The sequence below is a fragment of the Nocardia sp. NPDC052112 genome (genome assembly GCF_040680135.1).
Lineage (GTDB): Bacteria > Actinomycetota > Actinomycetes > Mycobacteriales > Mycobacteriaceae > Nocardia.
The window spans coordinates 26,238-42,001 of the sequence record NZ_JBFAWD010000002.1 but is presented as its reverse complement, the minus strand read 5'-3'; the positions used below and the strand labels follow the sequence as shown (position 1 = coordinate 42,001).

Annotated in this window: 16 protein-coding genes; 7 read left to right on the top strand and 9 right to left on the bottom strand. The window is 66.0% G+C overall.

The genetic code is table 11. The annotated features are described in order from the left end of the window. Positions 1 to 13: 13 nt before the first annotated feature. The 5 genes from AB0L58_RS03490 to AB0L58_RS03470 are packed head-to-tail and all read right to left on the bottom strand — an operon-like array spanning position 14 to position 6,289. The gene (locus AB0L58_RS03490; protein WP_364380383.1) at positions 14 to 1,591 is read right to left on the bottom strand and encodes a class I adenylate-forming enzyme family protein; all 1,578 of its coding nucleotides are present in this window, start codon (positions 1,589 to 1,591) and stop codon (positions 14 to 16) included. Further along, a complete protein-coding gene (locus AB0L58_RS03485) occupies positions 1,584 to 3,176 on the bottom strand; it encodes a class I adenylate-forming enzyme family protein (RefSeq protein WP_364380380.1) in 1,593 nt (530 codons plus the stop codon). The genes AB0L58_RS03490 and AB0L58_RS03485 overlap by 8 nt, the downstream gene beginning before the upstream one ends. Next, positions 3,166 to 4,689 (bottom strand): AMP-binding protein, encoded by a 1,524-nt coding sequence (locus AB0L58_RS03480; RefSeq protein ID WP_364380377.1) that lies wholly within the window; start codon positions 4,687 to 4,689, stop codon positions 3,166 to 3,168. Before AB0L58_RS03480 ends, AB0L58_RS03485 begins: the two co-directional genes overlap by 11 nt. After that, the gene (locus tag AB0L58_RS03475; protein WP_364380374.1) at positions 4,686 to 5,489 is read right to left on the bottom strand and encodes an enoyl-CoA hydratase/isomerase family protein; all 804 of its coding nucleotides are present in this window, start codon (positions 5,487 to 5,489) and stop codon (positions 4,686 to 4,688) included. Before AB0L58_RS03475 ends, AB0L58_RS03480 begins: the two co-directional genes overlap by 4 nt. Beyond that, positions 5,486 to 6,289 carry an enoyl-CoA hydratase/isomerase family protein gene (locus AB0L58_RS03470; protein WP_364380371.1) on the bottom strand — a complete coding sequence of 268 codons (804 nt, stop codon included), beginning with the start codon at positions 6,287 to 6,289 and terminating at the stop codon, positions 5,486 to 5,488. The genes AB0L58_RS03475 and AB0L58_RS03470 overlap by 4 nt, the downstream gene beginning before the upstream one ends. 99 nt (positions 6,290 to 6,388) lie before the next feature. Here AB0L58_RS03470 and AB0L58_RS03465 point away from each other — a divergent pair, with 99 nt between their 5' ends. Both AB0L58_RS03465 and AB0L58_RS03460 read left to right on the top strand, forming a co-directional pair. Then, positions 6,389 to 7,102 (top strand): hypothetical protein, encoded by a 714-nt coding sequence (locus tag AB0L58_RS03465; RefSeq protein ID WP_364380368.1) that lies wholly within the window; start codon positions 6,389 to 6,391, stop codon positions 7,100 to 7,102. Beyond that, positions 7,099 to 7,995: an enoyl-CoA hydratase/isomerase family protein gene (locus AB0L58_RS03460; RefSeq protein ID WP_364380365.1), complete on the top strand. Its 897-nt coding sequence runs from the start codon at positions 7,099 to 7,101 to the stop codon at positions 7,993 to 7,995. The genes AB0L58_RS03465 and AB0L58_RS03460 overlap by 4 nt, the downstream gene beginning before the upstream one ends. Before the next feature lie 11 nt (positions 7,996 to 8,006). On the opposite strand, the gene AB0L58_RS03455 is transcribed toward AB0L58_RS03460, so the two are convergent. Then, on the bottom strand, positions 8,007 to 8,816 hold the full coding sequence (locus AB0L58_RS03455; protein WP_364380362.1) for an enoyl-CoA hydratase-related protein: 810 nt from the start codon (positions 8,814 to 8,816) through the stop codon (positions 8,007 to 8,009). 538 nt (positions 8,817 to 9,354) lie between these two features. On the opposite strand from AB0L58_RS03455, the gene AB0L58_RS03450 reads away from it, so the two are divergent. Next, positions 9,355 to 9,771 carry a cupin domain-containing protein gene (locus AB0L58_RS03450; protein WP_364380359.1) on the top strand — a complete coding sequence of 139 codons (417 nt, stop codon included), beginning with the start codon at positions 9,355 to 9,357 and terminating at the stop codon, positions 9,769 to 9,771. A gap of 94 nt (positions 9,772 to 9,865) precedes the next feature. Here the strand turns inward: AB0L58_RS03450 and AB0L58_RS03445 are convergent, their stop codons facing one another. Continuing rightward, entirely contained in the window at positions 9,866 to 10,009 is a 144-nt protein-coding gene (locus AB0L58_RS03445) for a hypothetical protein (protein WP_364380356.1), read from the bottom strand. Between the two features lie 216 nt (positions 10,010 to 10,225). Here AB0L58_RS03445 and AB0L58_RS03440 point away from each other — a divergent pair, with 216 nt between their 5' ends. Then, positions 10,226 to 10,576, top strand: coding sequence for a hypothetical protein (locus AB0L58_RS03440; RefSeq protein WP_364381733.1), 351 nt, complete (start codon positions 10,226 to 10,228; stop codon positions 10,574 to 10,576). 82 nt (positions 10,577 to 10,658) lie between these two features. Continuing rightward, a complete protein-coding gene (locus tag AB0L58_RS03435; RefSeq protein ID WP_364380353.1) occupies positions 10,659 to 11,549 on the top strand; it encodes an alpha/beta fold hydrolase in 891 nt (296 codons plus the stop codon). Positions 11,550 to 11,756: 207 nt separating this feature from the next. Here AB0L58_RS03435 and AB0L58_RS03430 read toward each other — a convergent pair whose 3' ends face one another. Continuing rightward, entirely contained in the window at positions 11,757 to 11,918 is a 162-nt protein-coding gene (locus tag AB0L58_RS03430) for a hypothetical protein (RefSeq protein WP_364380350.1), read from the bottom strand. Between the two features lie 105 nt (positions 11,919 to 12,023). Next, complete coding sequence (locus AB0L58_RS03425; RefSeq protein ID WP_364380347.1) at positions 12,024 to 12,728, bottom strand: S1 family peptidase; 705 nt, start codon at positions 12,726 to 12,728, stop codon at positions 12,024 to 12,026. A 172-nt stretch (positions 12,729 to 12,900) separates the two neighbouring features. Between AB0L58_RS03425 and AB0L58_RS03420 the strand changes: the two genes are divergently transcribed. Together AB0L58_RS03420 and AB0L58_RS03415 are read left to right on the top strand one after the other, a co-directional pair. Next, entirely contained in the window at positions 12,901 to 13,602 is a 702-nt protein-coding gene (locus AB0L58_RS03420) for a response regulator transcription factor (protein WP_364380344.1), read from the top strand. Then, positions 13,599 to 14,702 carry an ATP-binding protein gene (locus AB0L58_RS03415; protein WP_364380341.1) on the top strand — a complete coding sequence of 368 codons (1,104 nt, stop codon included), beginning with the start codon at positions 13,599 to 13,601 and terminating at the stop codon, positions 14,700 to 14,702. Before AB0L58_RS03420 ends, AB0L58_RS03415 begins: the two co-directional genes overlap by 4 nt. Positions 14,703 to 15,764: the final 1,062 nt, after the last annotated feature.

Genomic DNA, 15,764 nt, shown 5'->3' with positions numbered 1-15,764 from the left:
GAACGCACCGAATTCAGTTACTGCCATGGCGCGACAGCAAGTCGCGCAATGCCGTGATATCGACCTTGCCGGTCGATCCGCGTGGGATGCGCTCGTCGGACTTCAGCAGCAACCAGATCGTCGGCACCTTGAACGCGCTGAGCCGTTGCCGCGCGTCGGCACTGAGCCGATCGATGGCGATATCGCCCACGATGGCCGCGGCCACCTGATCGCCCCGCCCCCGAACGACATTGGTGACGAAGGCGTTCTCGACACCGTCGATACCGCGCAGCGCCTGTTCCACTTCGCTGGGATAGACGGTGGCACCGCTGACCTTGAACATGTCGTCGGAGCGGCCGTGATAGAACAGGAACCCGCCGTCGTCGAGATGGCCGAGATCCCCCGTGGGATAGAACCCGTCGACGGTCAGCAGGTCTGCCCGACCGCGGCGGCATATGCCGCGCAGCGTATGCGGTCCGCGGAGTTGGATCTCACCCACCGTGCCCGCGCGTGCCGGGCTGCCGTCCGCCGGATCGACGATGCGCACCTCCATCCCGGCAAACGGTCGTCCGCAGCTGCCTGCCGCGGTGTCGGGCATATCGGTGTCGGCGCGGTAACCACAGTAGGGGCCGAAAGATTCGGTCATGCCGAACAAGTTGGCACGCGCACCGGGTCGCGAGCGCTGCTCGGGCGGTAGTAGTGCCTCGAGGCTGCCCAGTCGCAACGCCGAGAGGTCGGCGCCGATCGTATCCGCTTGGCGCGCGAGCATTTCGGCCTGATCGGGCCAGCCACGAAAGAGGGTGACCTGCTCGCGTTCCAGTAGTCGCAATGTGGCCTCCGGTCGGGCAATCGCCTCGGTAACCAGGGTGGCGCCCGCCAGCAGCGCGGACAGGACGCCACCGCCGAAGCCGCCCACCCAGAAGAAGGGCATCGGCAGGTACAGCCTGGTGCCGCTGTCGATGCATCGGCTGGCGAGTCCGGAGCGTACGGCACCGAATGCGTTGCCGTGCGAGTGGATCACGCCCTTGGGGAGACTTCGGCTTCCGGAAGTGAACATGATCGTCAGCGGATCGGCGGCGACGACAGTGCGCGCCAGAGCCGCGGCGACCTCGGTGGCCGTCGCGGTGACCGGCAGCCCATCCACCTGATCGACCGTCCACACCCGCCGTAGCGCGGGCAGCGCGGGATGTCGGATCGGTGCGTCGCCGAGATCGTGGAGCCCCAGCTCGGATCGGAGACCCTCGACATAGCGATGCCCACGGAACTCCTCGACCGTGATCACGAATTCCACTGCGGCGACGCGCAATTGCGCAACCAGCTCCGGGGTCTTCAACAAGGTGCTGAGCGGGACCAGCACCGCGCCGATACGTGTGAGAGCGACAGCGAACTGTACCCAGCCGACGCTATTGGGCATGATCAATCCCACCCGGGTGCTCTTGCCGACACCGGCTTCGACGAATGCTGTAGCCAGCTGGTGTGTCGTCGTGTCGAGTTCGGCGTAGGTCAGGTGTGCGATCGGATCGATGATCGCCGTGTCGGCTCCGTTGTGGTGGGCGCGCAGTCGTATCAATGCATCGACGGTGCATGCGCTCGCCGCGACATCCTCAGGCATCGAACATCTTTCGGAGTCGTTGGACATCGACCTTGCCGCTGGAGAGCACCGGTATGTCGGCGGCTCGCGCGAAGACGAACCGCTCGGGAATCTTGTACGCCGACAGTTCCGTTCGAAGTCGTTCCGGTAGGTCGTCGATGGCGCCGCCGTTCGGTGTCACGATCACCGCCGCGACCGTCTGACCTCGCTCCGCATCGGGGATGCCGAGCACGTGCGCGGTGGCTGCGGTGATCTTGGTGATGGCCTTCTCGACTTCACCGGGGGAGACGTTCGCGCCCACGGTCTTGATCATCGAACCGTATCTGCCGATGTAGTAGACGAAGCCGTCGCCGTCGACGCGCACCAGATCACGGGTGTGGAACCAGCCGTCGGCGTCGAAACTCTGCTCCCGGCTGCGCTTGTAGTAGCCCTGCATGACATAGGGCCCGCGGATACACAGCTCGCCGATCTCGCCGGTTCCTACCTCGGCACCGGTGTCCGGGTCGACGATCCTGATGTCGAATCCGGGGGCGGGTTTGCCGAATGAGCCGCGGCGCTGCTCCGGTTGATCGGATTCGTCGCCGCTGAGCAGCACGACACTGCCCGCCTCGGTCATGCCGAGCATATTGTGGCGCAGCTCGGGATCTCGGGGGCGCGCCTCCTCGGCCATGATCGGGTAGAGGTTGCCTCGGCGCATACTGGACAGATCGCGATCGGCGAAGCTGGGATGCCGGGCGAGGTGGGCGATAGCCGCCGTGAAACCATTTGTCATCGTGGGCTTTTCGGCCTCGAGTAGATCGAGGGTCGCACCGGCGTCGGTGGTGTTGGAGCACACCAGCGTCGATCCGGCGACCAGGGTCGCCAGCAGTCCGAAGGCGAATCCGCCGATCCAGAAGAACGGCGAGTTGCAGAACAAGATGTCTGTCCCGGTGAGTCCGCGGATCTCGTTCAGGTTCCGCTGGTGGTCGAGCAGTGCGCCGTGGGTGTGCACGACCCCCTTGGGCGCGCTGGTGGATCCGGAGGTGTAGATGATGGCCAGCTGGTCCGAGCCTTCGACATCGTCTTCCATCGCGGTGAGCAATGCCTCGTCGACAGACTCGGCGAAGTGGTCGAGGCCCTCGATACTGCGGATCCGGCGCGGGTCCGTGCCATAGCTGATGGCGACGTGGCGCAGCTGGGGGACAGTGCTGCACAACAGTCTGCCCCCGGAGCCGAATTTCGAGCTGGTGAGCACCTCGGTCAGCCGCTGGACATAGTCGTGGGAGCGAAAGCTCGCGGCGGCCAGCAGGATTCGGATATCGCTGTCGACCAACTGCTCGCGTATCTCCCCCGCGGTGGCGAACGTCGAGAACGGGACGATCACGGCACCGATCCGCGCGGCCGCCAGCGCGCCGACGACGAAGTCGGCGCCGTTGGGATACAGCAGCCCGATATGGGTGCCTTTACCGGCCCCGAGTGCGATGAGTCCACGGGCGAGCCGGGCCGAGCGGCGCTGCGCTCGGCCATAGCCGAGGCGTTCGTCGTCGCAGATCAACAGCGGATGATCGGGCCTGGTTCGGGCGTGTTCGTACAGGAGTTGTGCCACCGTGGGGGAATCAGTGGCCATCGTCGCCTCGCACGGCGGCCGCGGGTTCGCCGAAGTGGCGCCGCACCGCGCTCAGATCTGCCTTGCCGGACGGTGTTCGCGGAATGGCTTCGACAATGCCGATCTCGGTGGGAATCTCGTACGCCGCCAGGCGCGTTCGAAGGAACTGGACCAACTCGTCGGTTCCAGCGGTGGCGCGATCGCGCAGTTCCACCAATGCCACCGGTGTCTCCCCGAGGCGTTGGTCGGGCCGGGCCACCACCGCCGCCCCCAGCACGGCGGGGTGGCCTTCCAGGGCAGCGCGCACATCGTCGGGCATGATCTTGAAACCACCCCGGATGATCGCCTGATCGGCCCGCCCCAGGATCCACAGAAATCCATCGGCATCGATGCGAGCGAGATCGGTGGTGCGGATCCAGTCCGCCGACGGACCGAGCTGGCCGGGGATGACCTCGAGCAGGCCGGGCCGGTCGGCGCCGAGGACGGTGCCGTTCTCGTCGACAACCCGCAACCGGGCGCCGCCGCTCGCGCGACCGACGCTGCCGCGCTTGGCATTCCAGTGCCGCTGGTGATCAGCCAGCGTCCAGCCCGCGACGCCGCCGCCGAATTCGGTTGCGGCATACGACGTCAGGACCGGGATGCCGAACTTCTCGTAGAAGGCGTCGGCGTCGGCGGCCGACAGCGGCGCCGTGCCCGAGGTGACGACGCGGATGCCCGCCAGATCGTCCCGGCCCAGATCCGAATGCAGCACTGTGCGCAATGCGGCGGGTACCAGTGATACCGCGGCCGGACGATGCGCGCGCACCGCCGCGGCCCAGCCGCCGAGTTCGAACCGTGGCAACAGCACGAACGGCCGAGCCTCGGTGACGCACTGCAGTATTCGGAATATGCCGCCGATGTGGACCAATGGCGCATTCACGATCGCGATACCGTGTCGTGGTTCGGTGGGCGGTGTCGCACGACTCGGGTCGGTTCCGAGCACGCTGCGCGCGAGCATGTCGTAGGTGATATCGACCCGCTTCGGGGGACCGGTCGTGCCGCTGGTCAGCATGCGTACCGCCACCCCTGGTTCGGCCGTACCGCAATCGCGCGGATGGACGGTAGCCGCGGCCGCGTGCGGTTCCACATCCAATTCCGAGATCGATACCGTCGCCGTACCCGAATCGCTCGTGACCAGTGCCGCGAGATCACTGGGCCGTCCGATCACCAGTGGCAGCCGCAGCGCGGCGATATCGGCTCGGATCCGGTCGTCACCGCGTGCCGGATTGATCACCACGACGCTGCCGCCACCCAGCAGGACGCCGAGAAAGGCGGCAACGTGCTCGGGCCGATTGCGCAGCAGGATGCCGACCTGCCGCGGCCGCGTTCCGGGTGCGGCGGTGTGCGAGCGGATGCGACGTGCCATATCGCCGAGCTGTCGCCATGAGAACCATCGGTCGTCGTACTCGATCGCGGGTGCGTCCGGGCGCAGGTCGAGCACATCGGCGATGCGTCGGATCAGTGGATGGTCGTCGCTCGGAAAATCGTTCGTCATCGGATCCTCGGTTCGGTCGGAACACGCTGTGGCGCAGTGCCGTTTCGCTCGTCGGCCAGTTGGGCGGTACCGATCGGATTGCCGAGGCGTGTATAGATGAGTCCGTGGTCCAGCGCGGCTCGATAGGGTTTGTCGAGTGATTCCCAGATCGCCTTGACCGTGCCCTGCGTGGCCGCGGGTGGTTTGGCGGCGACGGTGGCGGCGATCTCGTGCGCGCGGGCCCAGAGTCGGTCGCGGTCGACCACTTCCGTCACGAGTCCGATGCGCAACGCGGTTTCCGCGCCGACCCGTTCGTCATTGCCCATCAGCGCCATCCGCAAGGTGTCGCCGAGCCCGACGCGTCGCATGAGTCCGACGGGTTCCAATGCGGAGACCAGCCCCGCCGAGACATGTGAGTCGAAAAAGGTGGCCTCGGACGAACAGATCACGATGTCGGCCTCGTTGACGAAGTAGAACGCGCCCGCGGTGCAGATGCCGTGTACGGCGCAGATCACCGGTTTCCACATCTTCTGCCACTTCGGGCTGAGTGCTTCGCCCGGATCCTCGTGATGCCACACACTGGCGGGCTGCCCGTAGGGCTTCTTGATATCCAAACCGGCGCTGAATGCCCGCGCGCCCGCCGCGCGCACCACGACGGCATTGACCGCATCGTCCAATTTGACGATCTGCCAGGCACGTTCGATTTCCTCGCACATGGTGCGGTCGAAGGCGTTGAGACGATCCGGCCGGTTCAAGGTGATGGTGGCGATCCGGTCGACGGGATCCACCTCCAGCAGAATGGTTTCGAATTCGGTACTCATCGGCACTGCCAATCCGGGGTCCGCTTTTCGATGAAGGCTTGGGGCCCCTCGAGCGCGTCTCGGGTGCGGGTGACGCGCTCCCGGAATGATTCGGCGAGCATCTCCGCTTCGTGCAGCGGCACGTCGAGTCCTTTGACGATGGCCAGGCGGGTGCCTCGAACCGCAAGCGGCGCATTGGAATTGATGATATCGGCAATTTCGTGTGCGCGGTCGAGGAGTTGGTCGTGCGCGACGACCTCGGTGATCATGCCCAACTCGTAGGCGCGCTGCGCACTCATTCGTTCGTGCTTACCCATCAGTGCCATGCGCAGCGCGACCGAACGCGGCAGCACCCTGGCCAGGCGCACCACCTCCCGGCCCGCGACCAAGCCGATGCTGACGTGCGGGTCGAAGAAGCTCGCCCGCTCCGAGGCGATGACGATATCCCCGGTGGTGACCCAGTCGAGCCCGGCGCCGCAACACAATCCGTTGATCGCGGCCAGGATCGGTTTGGTCATGGTGCGGAACGGCGGTGTGCCCTCCTGGGGTGCTTCCCACTGCTCATAGGTGGACAGATACGGCCGTTCGTTGATCACTTTGCCGTCACCAGGGATGGCCTTCACATCCGCGCCGGTGCAGAAGGCCCGCCCGGTACCGGTGACGACGATCGACCAGACCTTGTCGTCGTTCTCCGCCTCGTCGTAAGCGGCCCGCAATTCGGTGATCATGTGCGGACTGAGCGCGTTGAGGGCGTCCGGCCGGTTCAGTGTGACGGTGGCCGTATGCCCGTCGACGTCGTATCCGATGGTGTCGAACGGCATGGGATTCCTTCCTGGGCACAGCTGCTGACGCACACTACTGATATATATACAGTAGATAGTACCGTTAGGCTTCTGCAAAGCGACGACGAAAGAGGTCCGATGGCCGAGCACGGACAAGCCACTGAGATCGGTACGGCGACCGCCGCGGGATCGGCGATTCGTTTCGGGGAGCAGCCGCTGCCGCAGACCATGGCCGCGGCCGCGGCCATCCGCAGGCTCAGCGGGTTACTGCTGTCGTTGGAGCATCCCAATCCGACCGTCGACACCATGCTCCGGCGATTCGCCGAATGGGAGCGCGAACTGCGCCGGGCGGTCCCGCCGGATCCGGCCCCACGGGTCGGGGCCGACCAAAGTGCTTCGCAGCGGGTCTATCTGGATCACGCGTCGGACATCGGCGCATTCAATCCCTGTTTCCCGGAATACCGATTCGACCATCTCGGCGTCGCCGCAGCCGCGGGCCGGGTCACCTTTCCGCTGGTGTACGAAGGTCCACCCGGGCTCGTGCACGGCGGCTTCCTCGCGATCTTCTTCGACGCCGTCGTCCAACACCAGAGCTGTGTGGTGGGCCTGACCGGCAAGACTCGCTCGCTGAATGTGACCTATCGCCGCCCGACGCCGATTCTCGTCGAGTTGCGGTTCGACATCGTCCGGTCGGTGGGGGAGGCCGGCATCGAATCGACAGCGCGGCTGATTCTGGCGGACGAGGTGCTCTGCACGGCAGTCGTCCAGACGGTCGCCGTACCGCCCGAGCGGCTGACCGGGGTGCGATACGGAAAACGATCCCCGGAAGAGAAGGAAGAGACATACCGATGACAAATTCCAGCGCCGCCGATGGCCGCGTGCTCTGTCACGTGGACCCGGACAAGAGGATCGCCACCGTCACGCTGAACAATCCCAGCCGGCGCAACTCCTACGATGCGGCCATGCGTGACGGTCTGGCCCGATACCTGGACCAGATCGCCGAGGACGACGACATCACCGTCGTCCTCGTGCGCGGGACGGACGGCATTTTCAGCACCGGCGCGGATATGAACAACGCCTACGGTTGGTACGGCGAGGGCGCCGGGAACGGCAATCGGCCCGCCAAGAATCGGCCCAGCCAACGACGCCGGCTGACGGTGGACCGCAAAACGTTCGACTTCTACCACAATTTCCTCGGCTTTCCGAAGGTCACGGTGGGGGAGATCAATGGCTACGCACTCGGTGGCGGTTTCGAAATGGCGCTGATGACCGATATCTCGGTGATCGCGCGGGATACGAAAATCGGTATGCCCGCGACTCGCTTCCTCGGTCCCGCGCTCGGCAGCCTGCATATGTTCTTCCACCGGCTCGGGCCGGTACTTGCCCGCCGGCTGCTTTTGACCGGGGACATCATCGAGGCGGGCGATATCGAACACCTCGGCGTCTTCACCGAGACGTGCGAACCGGTCGCGGTGACCGCGCGGGCGCGATACTGGGCGGAGAAGGCCGCGAAAATGCCTGCCGACGGTGTCGTCATCGCCAAGGAGGCGTTCCGGCTCGTCGAGCAGAGTCAGGTATATCAAGGCGAGGAAGTGGCCAGCTATCTGTTCCACGCCTTCGGAACCAATCTGCAATTCGCTCCAGGCGAATTCAACTTCGTCAAAACACGTGCCGAGCATGGGACCAAGGAGGCATTCCGACTGCGGGACGAACACTTCTATGTGCCGGAGCCGGAGGTTCGGTAGCGCGGGTGGTGCTATCGACCCCGGAAATCCGGTGGGCGACGCTGTTGGAAGGCGGCCAGGCCCTCCTTGAAATCCGTTGTGCGGCAGGCGAGTTCGAGGGCGAACAGTTCGTGGTTCAGTGCTTCGGGCAGGGTGGTGTGCTGGTTGTGATGGATGGCCTGTTTGGTGAGTCCGAAGGCGATGGTCGCCGCCGCCCCGAGGCGGGTGAGTAGCGCCTCGGTGTGCTCTTCGAGTTCGGCGGATGCGGTGACCTCATGGATGAGGCCCCAGTCGGCCGCGTCGGTGGCCGCCACCTGCTCGCCGAGTAGCAGGAGTCGTCTGGCTCGGGTCAGGCCGACGAGACGAGGCAGTAGCCAGGTGGATCCGGTATCCGGACTGAATCCGCGGGCCAGGAAGGGTTCCCAGAACACGGCGTCGTCGGCGGCGATGGTGAAGTCGGCCGCGAGCGCGAGGTTGCATCCCATACCCGCCGCCCAGCCGCGGACGGTGCACACCACCGGTAGGTGAATGGTGTGGACGAGTTCGATGACGCGGTGCGCGGTATGCGGGATGCGCCGGACGAGGTCACCGGTCCGGGGGCGGCGGCGGTCGCTGTTGGTGGCGACCCAGTCCACTCCGGAGCAGAAGTCGCCGCCCACGCCCTGGAGGTGGATGACGCGCAGGGTGTCGTCGGTGGCGGCAGCGGTGAGTGCGCCGACGAGATCGTCGATCATGGTGGGGCTGAGTGCATTGCGCTGTGCGGGGCGGTCCAGGGTCAGGCGCAGCAGGGGGCCGTCCCGGTGACTGTGCACTGTGCCGTCGGTGGTGTCGTCATCGCTCACTGTCGTACCCGCGTCTTCTCTGGCCGCTTACGGATTCGCACCCTACTGTCAGATATACAGTATCTGATACCGTCAGATCCGATCGTTCCGGCGATCAGTCGGCGACCGGGATCGGGCCCGACCTGGGCCGCGATCGACGGATGGTGCGCTGTGGTACTGCGAATCTCGGAAGAACCTCAGTAGATGGGTCACATCTCGTGGGACGGATGTCCGAGTTTCGGCCGAGGTTGCCGCCAGGTAGCCGCAGGGCCGTTATGCTGACGTCGCCTGCCCTGAGACGCAAAACCTGGTCGATTCGGCCCGCCGCACCGACGACGTTTCCGGCCGCAAGGTGAAGCCGGTTCTCATATGGTCGGGCCCTTTTGATGAGATCGATGGCCGGAAAGCACTACTGCCGGCGAGAACGCCCGGATTGCCCCCGACGACGTTCGATCAGGGTTGGCCCACGATAGCTGGCCGCCCCGGGGCAGAGCTTTATCACCGGATCTACATCGCATGCTGACAGTGGGTACAGCCGTCTGACAACAAAGGAGACACGATGTCCGAACAGGACGCCGATGACAAGTTGCAGAACGCGATGACTGTGCTGCAGCGCGTCACCCCGCCCTTTCTGCCGGCGGACGGGGAAGTGATGACCTTGCTGATCGAGTGGCCGCCCGGCGAAACCGGGCTCGCACCACACCGCCACCCCGGCGGGCCGTGTTTCGGTTGCGTGCTGGACGGCGAGATGGTCTTCGAACTGGAAGGTGATTCGCCGCGGGTGATCAAGGCCGGCGAGGCATTCTGGGAACCCGGCGGAGACGTGATCCACTTCCAGGACGGCAACAATCGCACCGACATCCCGCTGCGGTTCCTGGTCACGATGATCATGGCTCCCGGTCGGCCGATGCTTGTCTTCGTCGACGACGACGAGCTCGAGCGGCGCCGTTGGACAAGGCGCTCACCCGGCGAATGACCTGAGGGAGGCGGCGCACATTGCCTCGTGCGTTGGCAGCGGAGCCGGGTTGATCCTGGGCAGCGATCGCTGATCGGGCCTCGAACCTACTCGTCTAAGGCACCACCTGGCCAATGCCCAGGAGGTTGCCTTCGCTGTCGCGGAACCACGCGCCTCGCTCGGCTCGTCCCTTACTCGGATAGTTGCCCGCGATGTCCTTGATGCCGTTGACGGTGCCGTCGTATTCCTCGAACACCACGCCGTGGGCCCGCAGGCGCGCGACGGTTGCCTCGATGTCATCGACGTAGAAACCCCATGTGTGCGTTGCTCAGCGTCTTCGTCATGGTAGCCAGCCGGCCGCACGGTATCGGGTCCGATCGAGCCGAGTCGCTGCCTCGGATTTCCCTGTCGGCGAGCGGGGGTGCTGGAAGACTCTTGTGTCAGAACAGCCACTGTGACGGAGGGAGTTTGGAACGTGGAGGTCGTGTACAACATCGTCGTTGTCGCCCACCTGTTGAGCATGGCGGCGATTGTGGGCGGGTATGTCGCCGGACAGCCGGGAGTATCCGAGCTGATGGTGTGGGGTGCGCGGGCATTGCTCGTCACTGGTCTGATACTGGTGGGCATGGCCGATTCGATCGATTCGCTCGGCAAGGATCCAAATATGGCGAAGATCGGCACCAAGTTGGTCATCTCCGTATTGGTTGCCGCATTCGCCGAGATCGGTCGAGCGGATGCCAAAAAGGGGAAGCCGGTGCCGTGGATGACGCACGCGTCCGGTGGTTTGGCGATCGTGAATGTATTCATCGCTGTGTTGTGGACCTGATCCGGCCTCCGCGCACGGCCCTCGACATCGCGTCATCCGCGCCGTACCTTCGTTACAGGACGGAAGCAATGGAGGGAATCGGATGCGGGTCGATATCGAATTCACCAGTGGCGCAGTGACATTGCGGGGCTGGCTCTTCAGGCCGGAAGGTGCGTCGGGCCCCGTCCCGCTGGTGGTGATGACGCACGGTTTCGCGGGCGTCAAGGAATGGGTGGCCCCCTTCGCCGAAGTGTTCAGCAAAGCCGGGCTGGCCTGTCTGGTGTACGACCACCCTGGATTCGGGACCTCCGATGGTGAACCGCGTTATGAGGTCGACCCCGTCGCCCAGATCGAGGGTTACCGCGATGCGATCACCTTCGCGCAGACCTTGGAGGGCATCGATCCGGAACGCATCGGCGTGTGGGGAACCAGTTTCGCCGGCGGCCACGTGTTGGTCGTCGCGGCGACCGATCGGCGGGTGCGCGCGGTCGTATCGCAGGTGCCACTGACCAACGGCTGGGCCAACTTCCGCAGTTTGGTCCCGTCCATCATGCTGCCCGCGGTCCACGCGGCCATCGCCGCCGACCGGCAGGCCCGCGCCTCTGGCAAGCCGCATCAGCTGATCAAGGCGGCCTCCGATGATCCCACCGAACTCGTGGCCATGCCGGGTATCGAGGTCTACAACTGGCTGATGGCCAACGGCCCGCAGATCCCCACCTGGCGCAATGAGGTCACGCTCTCCAGCGTCGACAAATTCCAGTCCTACGCCCCGGAAGCCTTCCTGCGGCGCGTTTCCCCGACACCACTGCTGATGGTGATCGCCGATCAGGGCACGCTGACGCCGAGCGATATCGCGCTGCAGAGCTATGCCGAGGCACTGGAACCCAAGCAACTGGCGCTGATTCCCGGCCCGCACTTCGCTGTCTACGACGAGCAGTTCGAACTTGCGTCCGCTGTCGCCCGCGACTTCCTACTCACCAACCTCGGCGGATAGTGCTCCCCCTCATCCAACGGGAGCAGCGGCAGTCAGGCACAGACGGGTAGCAACTCGGGCCGCTCGGGAGCGATATTCGTGCTCGAAGAGCGGCCGTGGAGTCGGCGGACGACCCGCCGGAGCAGGTGTTTCGTCATCCACTGCAATGCTGCGGTGAGTGCCGGGGCGAGGGTGTGCTCGAGTGCTGGCGCTGGGTCACGCGAGCTGTCATCGGAGCCGGGTATCGGCGAGGCTCGCGGCGACAGCACAGGCGACCAGCGCGTGGCCGAGGGGGCCCGGATGGAGTCGGTCCTCGGCCCGTACGCGCGGATGTGTCGTGGCGGCGACGGATTCGAAGTCGACCAGGGTGACGCCGCATCCGGTTGACACTCGGCGCATTTCGGCATCGAGTGCATGAACGCGGGGTGAGAGCGGGCGGGTGAGCGGTGCGACGGCGCCGATATCCGGGAAGGTGAATGCGACGACGCGCCGATCTCAGAGCGGCCGGAATCCGGCGCCGACCCCGCCCGAGCGATCCATCTCGCCGACGATCACGCCGATCTCGATCGCCACAGCCGGATCGTGCACCGCTGCCTCGCCGCACGCGCTGTCGACGATGGGCACATCGAGCAGCGTGACCCGGACATGCCCGATATTCATCCCCACAAGGCGGTCGCCGAGCGTGACCGGCGCGCCCGAATCGCCCGGCTTGGAGCAGAGCTGGCTCCGGAACCACCAGTCGTGCGTATCCCACACCACACCGCAGTCGAAGCCGGAGGTCCGGCCGTTCTTGCAGACGATATCGCCCGGTCGCGGCGGTGCGCCGAGGCCACCGATGAAGGTCTGCGCCACCTGGCGAACCGGCGTGACCTTGGTGCGGTCGAATTCGATGACGGCAAAGTCGTTGTTGCGGCCGACCGCGACGACGGTGCCGATGACGCCGATCTGCTGTGTCTCGGCCTGGACGGTCGCACCGATGTCGGCGCAGTGTCCGGCGGTGAGCCCGACCACCCGGTCGGCGGTGTCGTAGCCGACCGTGGTCAGGGTGCATGCCGCTCGGCCGTCGAGAAGGATGCCCGATCCGCCGCCCAACGTCGCCATCTGTGCAGCCGTCGCGTTACCGGGTACCCCCGAAGGGGCCATGACCGCGATGGCTGCGGCCACGAGTATGCGGATCCCGATACTTCTCATGGCAACCATGCCGCTAACTGTCCACCGTGGTCGCGGCGTCTCGGTACTCGCTATCGTTGCAGGTGGGAAACAGTTTGATGTCGTCGACTCCACCGTCCTGCTCGCGGACGCCCTCGGTGCTCACGGAATCTCCACAATTGATACGGGTTCTCTCCACAGCGGGTGGCTAGGGTTTCGGTTCATGGAACAGCACGGGGCGGGCAACGGGCCGGCGGCGCGACGGATTCTGGTGGTCGATGACGAGGTGACCATCGCGGAATCGGTGGCGGCGCGGCTGCAGGCCGAGGGGTTCACCGTCGAGCTGGCGCATGACGGTCCCGGAGCGGTCGCGGCGGCCGAGGCGGTCGTGCCCGATCTGGTCGTACTGGATGTGATGCTGCCCGGCTTCGACGGTCTCGAGGTGTGCCGCCGTATACAGGCCGCGCGTCCGATTCCGGTGCTGATGCTCACCGCGCGCACCGACGAAACCGATCAGCTCATCGGCCTCGGCGTCGGCGCGGACGACTACCTGACCAAGCCGTTCTCGCTTCGTGTCCTGGCTGCCCGAGTCCACGCCCTGCTACGTCGCATGGACCGCGCCGCCGAACGCGACGGTGCCACCATCACCGTCGGTGACCTGCGCATCGATGTGGACCAGCGCCGGGTGTGGCGCGCCGATATCGAAGCCCAGCTCACCCCGCTCGAATTCGATCTGCTGGCTCGCCTGGCCCGACGTCCCCGTGTCGTGCTGGCCCGGGAACGATTGCTCGAAGAGGTCTGGGACTGGGCCGACGCGGCGGGCACCAGGGCGGTCGACAGTCATATCAAGGCATTGCGCCGCAAGCTCGGCGCGGACGTGATCCGTACCGTGCACGGTGTCGGCTACGCGTTGGACGCGCGATGAGCGGAGAGACCGGTACGGGCCGCTCGTCCGAGGGTGTCGTGCGTGCAGGTGGGGCGTGGCGGGCGGCTGTCTCACCGAAGCTGCGTGCGTTATCCGACGCGGTGGCGGAGGTGCTGCCGCGTCCGCTGGATCCGGTGAAATCGATCAAGCTGAAATTCGCGATTCTGATGCTCGGATCGGCCGGGGTGGCGTTCGGGTTCTTCCGGCTGCGGATCGGCTGGCTGCCACCCAAGACGACGATCGCGGCGACGGTGATCGCGCTGATCACCTCGCAGATCCTCGCGCACGGCACCACGCGGCCGCTGCGCGAGATGACGGCGGCGGCCAAGCGGATGGCGCAGGGCGACTACACGCGCCGGGTGCGCGCCAGCTCCCGCGACGAGGTCGGGCAACTGGCGGTGGCCTTCAATCAAATGGCAGCCGACCTGGCAGCCGCCGACCAACAGCGACGTGACCTGATCGCCAATGTCTCCCACGAACTGCGCACCCCGATCACCGCGCTGAATGCGGTGCTGGAGAACATGGTCGACGGTGTCTCCGAACCCGACGACAAAACCCTGCGGACCGCACTTGCCCAGACCGAACGGCTAGGCCGCCTCGTCTCCGAACTGCTCGACCTGTCCACCATCGAATCCGGCGCCCGCGCGCTCGACCGCGAGGAACTCAGCGTCACACCGCTTTTGGCCGAGGTCGTCGCCGAGGCCGAGGTGGCCGCGGCGGCGCTCGGGCGTGGCGTGCGGTTCCGCACCGGTGTGCAACCGAGCAGCGCCAGCGTTTTCGCGGACCGTGCACGTTTGCATCAGGTGTTGCTCAACCTGCTCGACAACGCCGCCCGACACGGACCCGCCGGTGGTGAAGTTCGCATCGAGGCCCGCGTCGACCGCGGCGATCTCGTCATCGACGTCCAAGACCAAGGTCCCGGCATCCCGATCGCCGAGCGCGCCACCATCTTCGACCGCTTCACGCGCGGCGGGCGCACCGACGGCGGCGGTACCGGCCTCGGCCTTGCCATCTCGCGCTGGATAGTCGACCTACACGGCGGCACCATAGCGGTCGCCGATCCGGGCTCTCGCATCCGCGTGGTGCTCCCGGCCCCTTAACTCATTTCGATATTCCGCAACCCGGGCCGAACACGGTCCCGGGACGATCTCGCACACCCCAAGGAGGGACAGCATGCCCGACGAACCCACAGCCGACCCAACGCAATCCAAGTCACCCACGCCACCGATATCGGAGCCGAGGAACCGGGTCGAATCGGCGGAGGCCGCACCGAGCGGTGCCGAGTCTTCGGCCGAAGCGGGGCGGTTGGATGCATCCGACGACCTTTCCGCGTCCGAGTCCGACGATGATGCGCCGACCTCTGCCGAGTCCGTGGGTGATGCGGTTGCGGAGGTGCATACAGCCGTCGAGGGGTCGGCTGCGTCGTCCGCTGACTGGATGTCGGACGCATCGGATTCGACGAGCGCGGATGCGGCGCCGACGGAATCGAGCGCACCCACGAACACATCGACGGCGGAACGGGGAGTGGCGTCGAGTGGTATCGCGGATGCGTCATCGGGAATGTCGTCGAATTCGCCGACGAGCTCGCCGAATGTGTGGTCGAGCCAGTCGAGTGCGTGGGCGAGCCCGACGAGCCAGGTGAGTGTGCCGCCGCCCGCCGGACCCCTCGTTGCGCCACCGGGCTTCGGGTTGCAGGCGCCCAGGCCCTGGCCTGTTCCGGTACCGAGGTGGCGGCGCATAGCCTGCCCGCCAGGCGTGTTACCCGCAGCTGGTATCGCAGGTCTCGCGGGCGCGGTGTTCGTCCCATTGGACCGCCCTGGAATCGGTTGGGTACTTGCCGGTTCGGTGGCAGCGGCCGCGGTGGTCACCGTGGACCGCCGTGCGCGACGCATCGCCGCAGGCGAGCCGACAACGCATCCGTCCGCCGCCGGAGGAATGGAGTGTGCCCCAGGACACTGGGTGCCTGAAGTCGGTAATCGGATGATGCGCAAAAGTGCTGGCGTGGAGTCCGATCGGTCCGAGGTGAGCAGCGGCGGTTCGGTACGCGACGATCTGATGTCGAATCCGAAGGCGTCGGAATATGCGCCGGGCAGTCGGTTCCGGAGGTTGGCGGTGATCGGGCGCTGCGCCGAGGTGCGGGATCGACCAGCGGGGGCGCGGGG

What these genes read in the sequence shown, in the direction of transcription:
- AB0L58_RS03490 (WP_364380383.1), bottom strand. Translation starts at nt 1,591, where the DNA reads ATGCCTGAGGATGTCGCGGCGAGCGCATGCACCGTCGATGCATTGATA.
- AB0L58_RS03425 (WP_364380347.1), bottom strand. Translation starts at nt 12,728, where the DNA reads ATGGTTGCCATGAGAAGTATCGGGATCCGCATACTCGTGGCCGCAGCC.
- AB0L58_RS03465 (WP_364380368.1), top strand. Translation starts at nt 6,389, where the DNA reads ATGGCCGAGCACGGACAAGCCACTGAGATCGGTACGGCGACCGCCGCG.
- AB0L58_RS03470 (WP_364380371.1), bottom strand. Translation starts at nt 6,289, where the DNA reads ATGCCGTTCGACACCATCGGATACGACGTCGACGGGCATACGGCCACC.
- AB0L58_RS03460 (WP_364380365.1), top strand. Translation starts at nt 7,099, where the DNA reads ATGACAAATTCCAGCGCCGCCGATGGCCGCGTGCTCTGTCACGTGGAC.
- AB0L58_RS03435 (WP_364380353.1), top strand. Translation starts at nt 10,659, where the DNA reads ATGCGGGTCGATATCGAATTCACCAGTGGCGCAGTGACATTGCGGGGC.
- AB0L58_RS03485 (WP_364380380.1), bottom strand. Translation starts at nt 3,176, where the DNA reads ATGGCCACTGATTCCCCCACGGTGGCACAACTCCTGTACGAACACGCC.
- AB0L58_RS03420 (WP_364380344.1), top strand. Translation starts at nt 12,901, where the DNA reads ATGGAACAGCACGGGGCGGGCAACGGGCCGGCGGCGCGACGGATTCTG.
- AB0L58_RS03475 (WP_364380374.1), bottom strand. Translation starts at nt 5,489, where the DNA reads ATGAGTACCGAATTCGAAACCATTCTGCTGGAGGTGGATCCCGTCGAC.
- AB0L58_RS03450 (WP_364380359.1), top strand. Translation starts at nt 9,355, where the DNA reads ATGTCCGAACAGGACGCCGATGACAAGTTGCAGAACGCGATGACTGTG.
- AB0L58_RS03480 (WP_364380377.1), bottom strand. Translation starts at nt 4,689, where the DNA reads ATGACGAACGATTTTCCGAGCGACGACCATCCACTGATCCGACGCATC.
- AB0L58_RS03415 (WP_364380341.1), top strand. Translation starts at nt 13,599, where the DNA reads ATGAGCGGAGAGACCGGTACGGGCCGCTCGTCCGAGGGTGTCGTGCGT.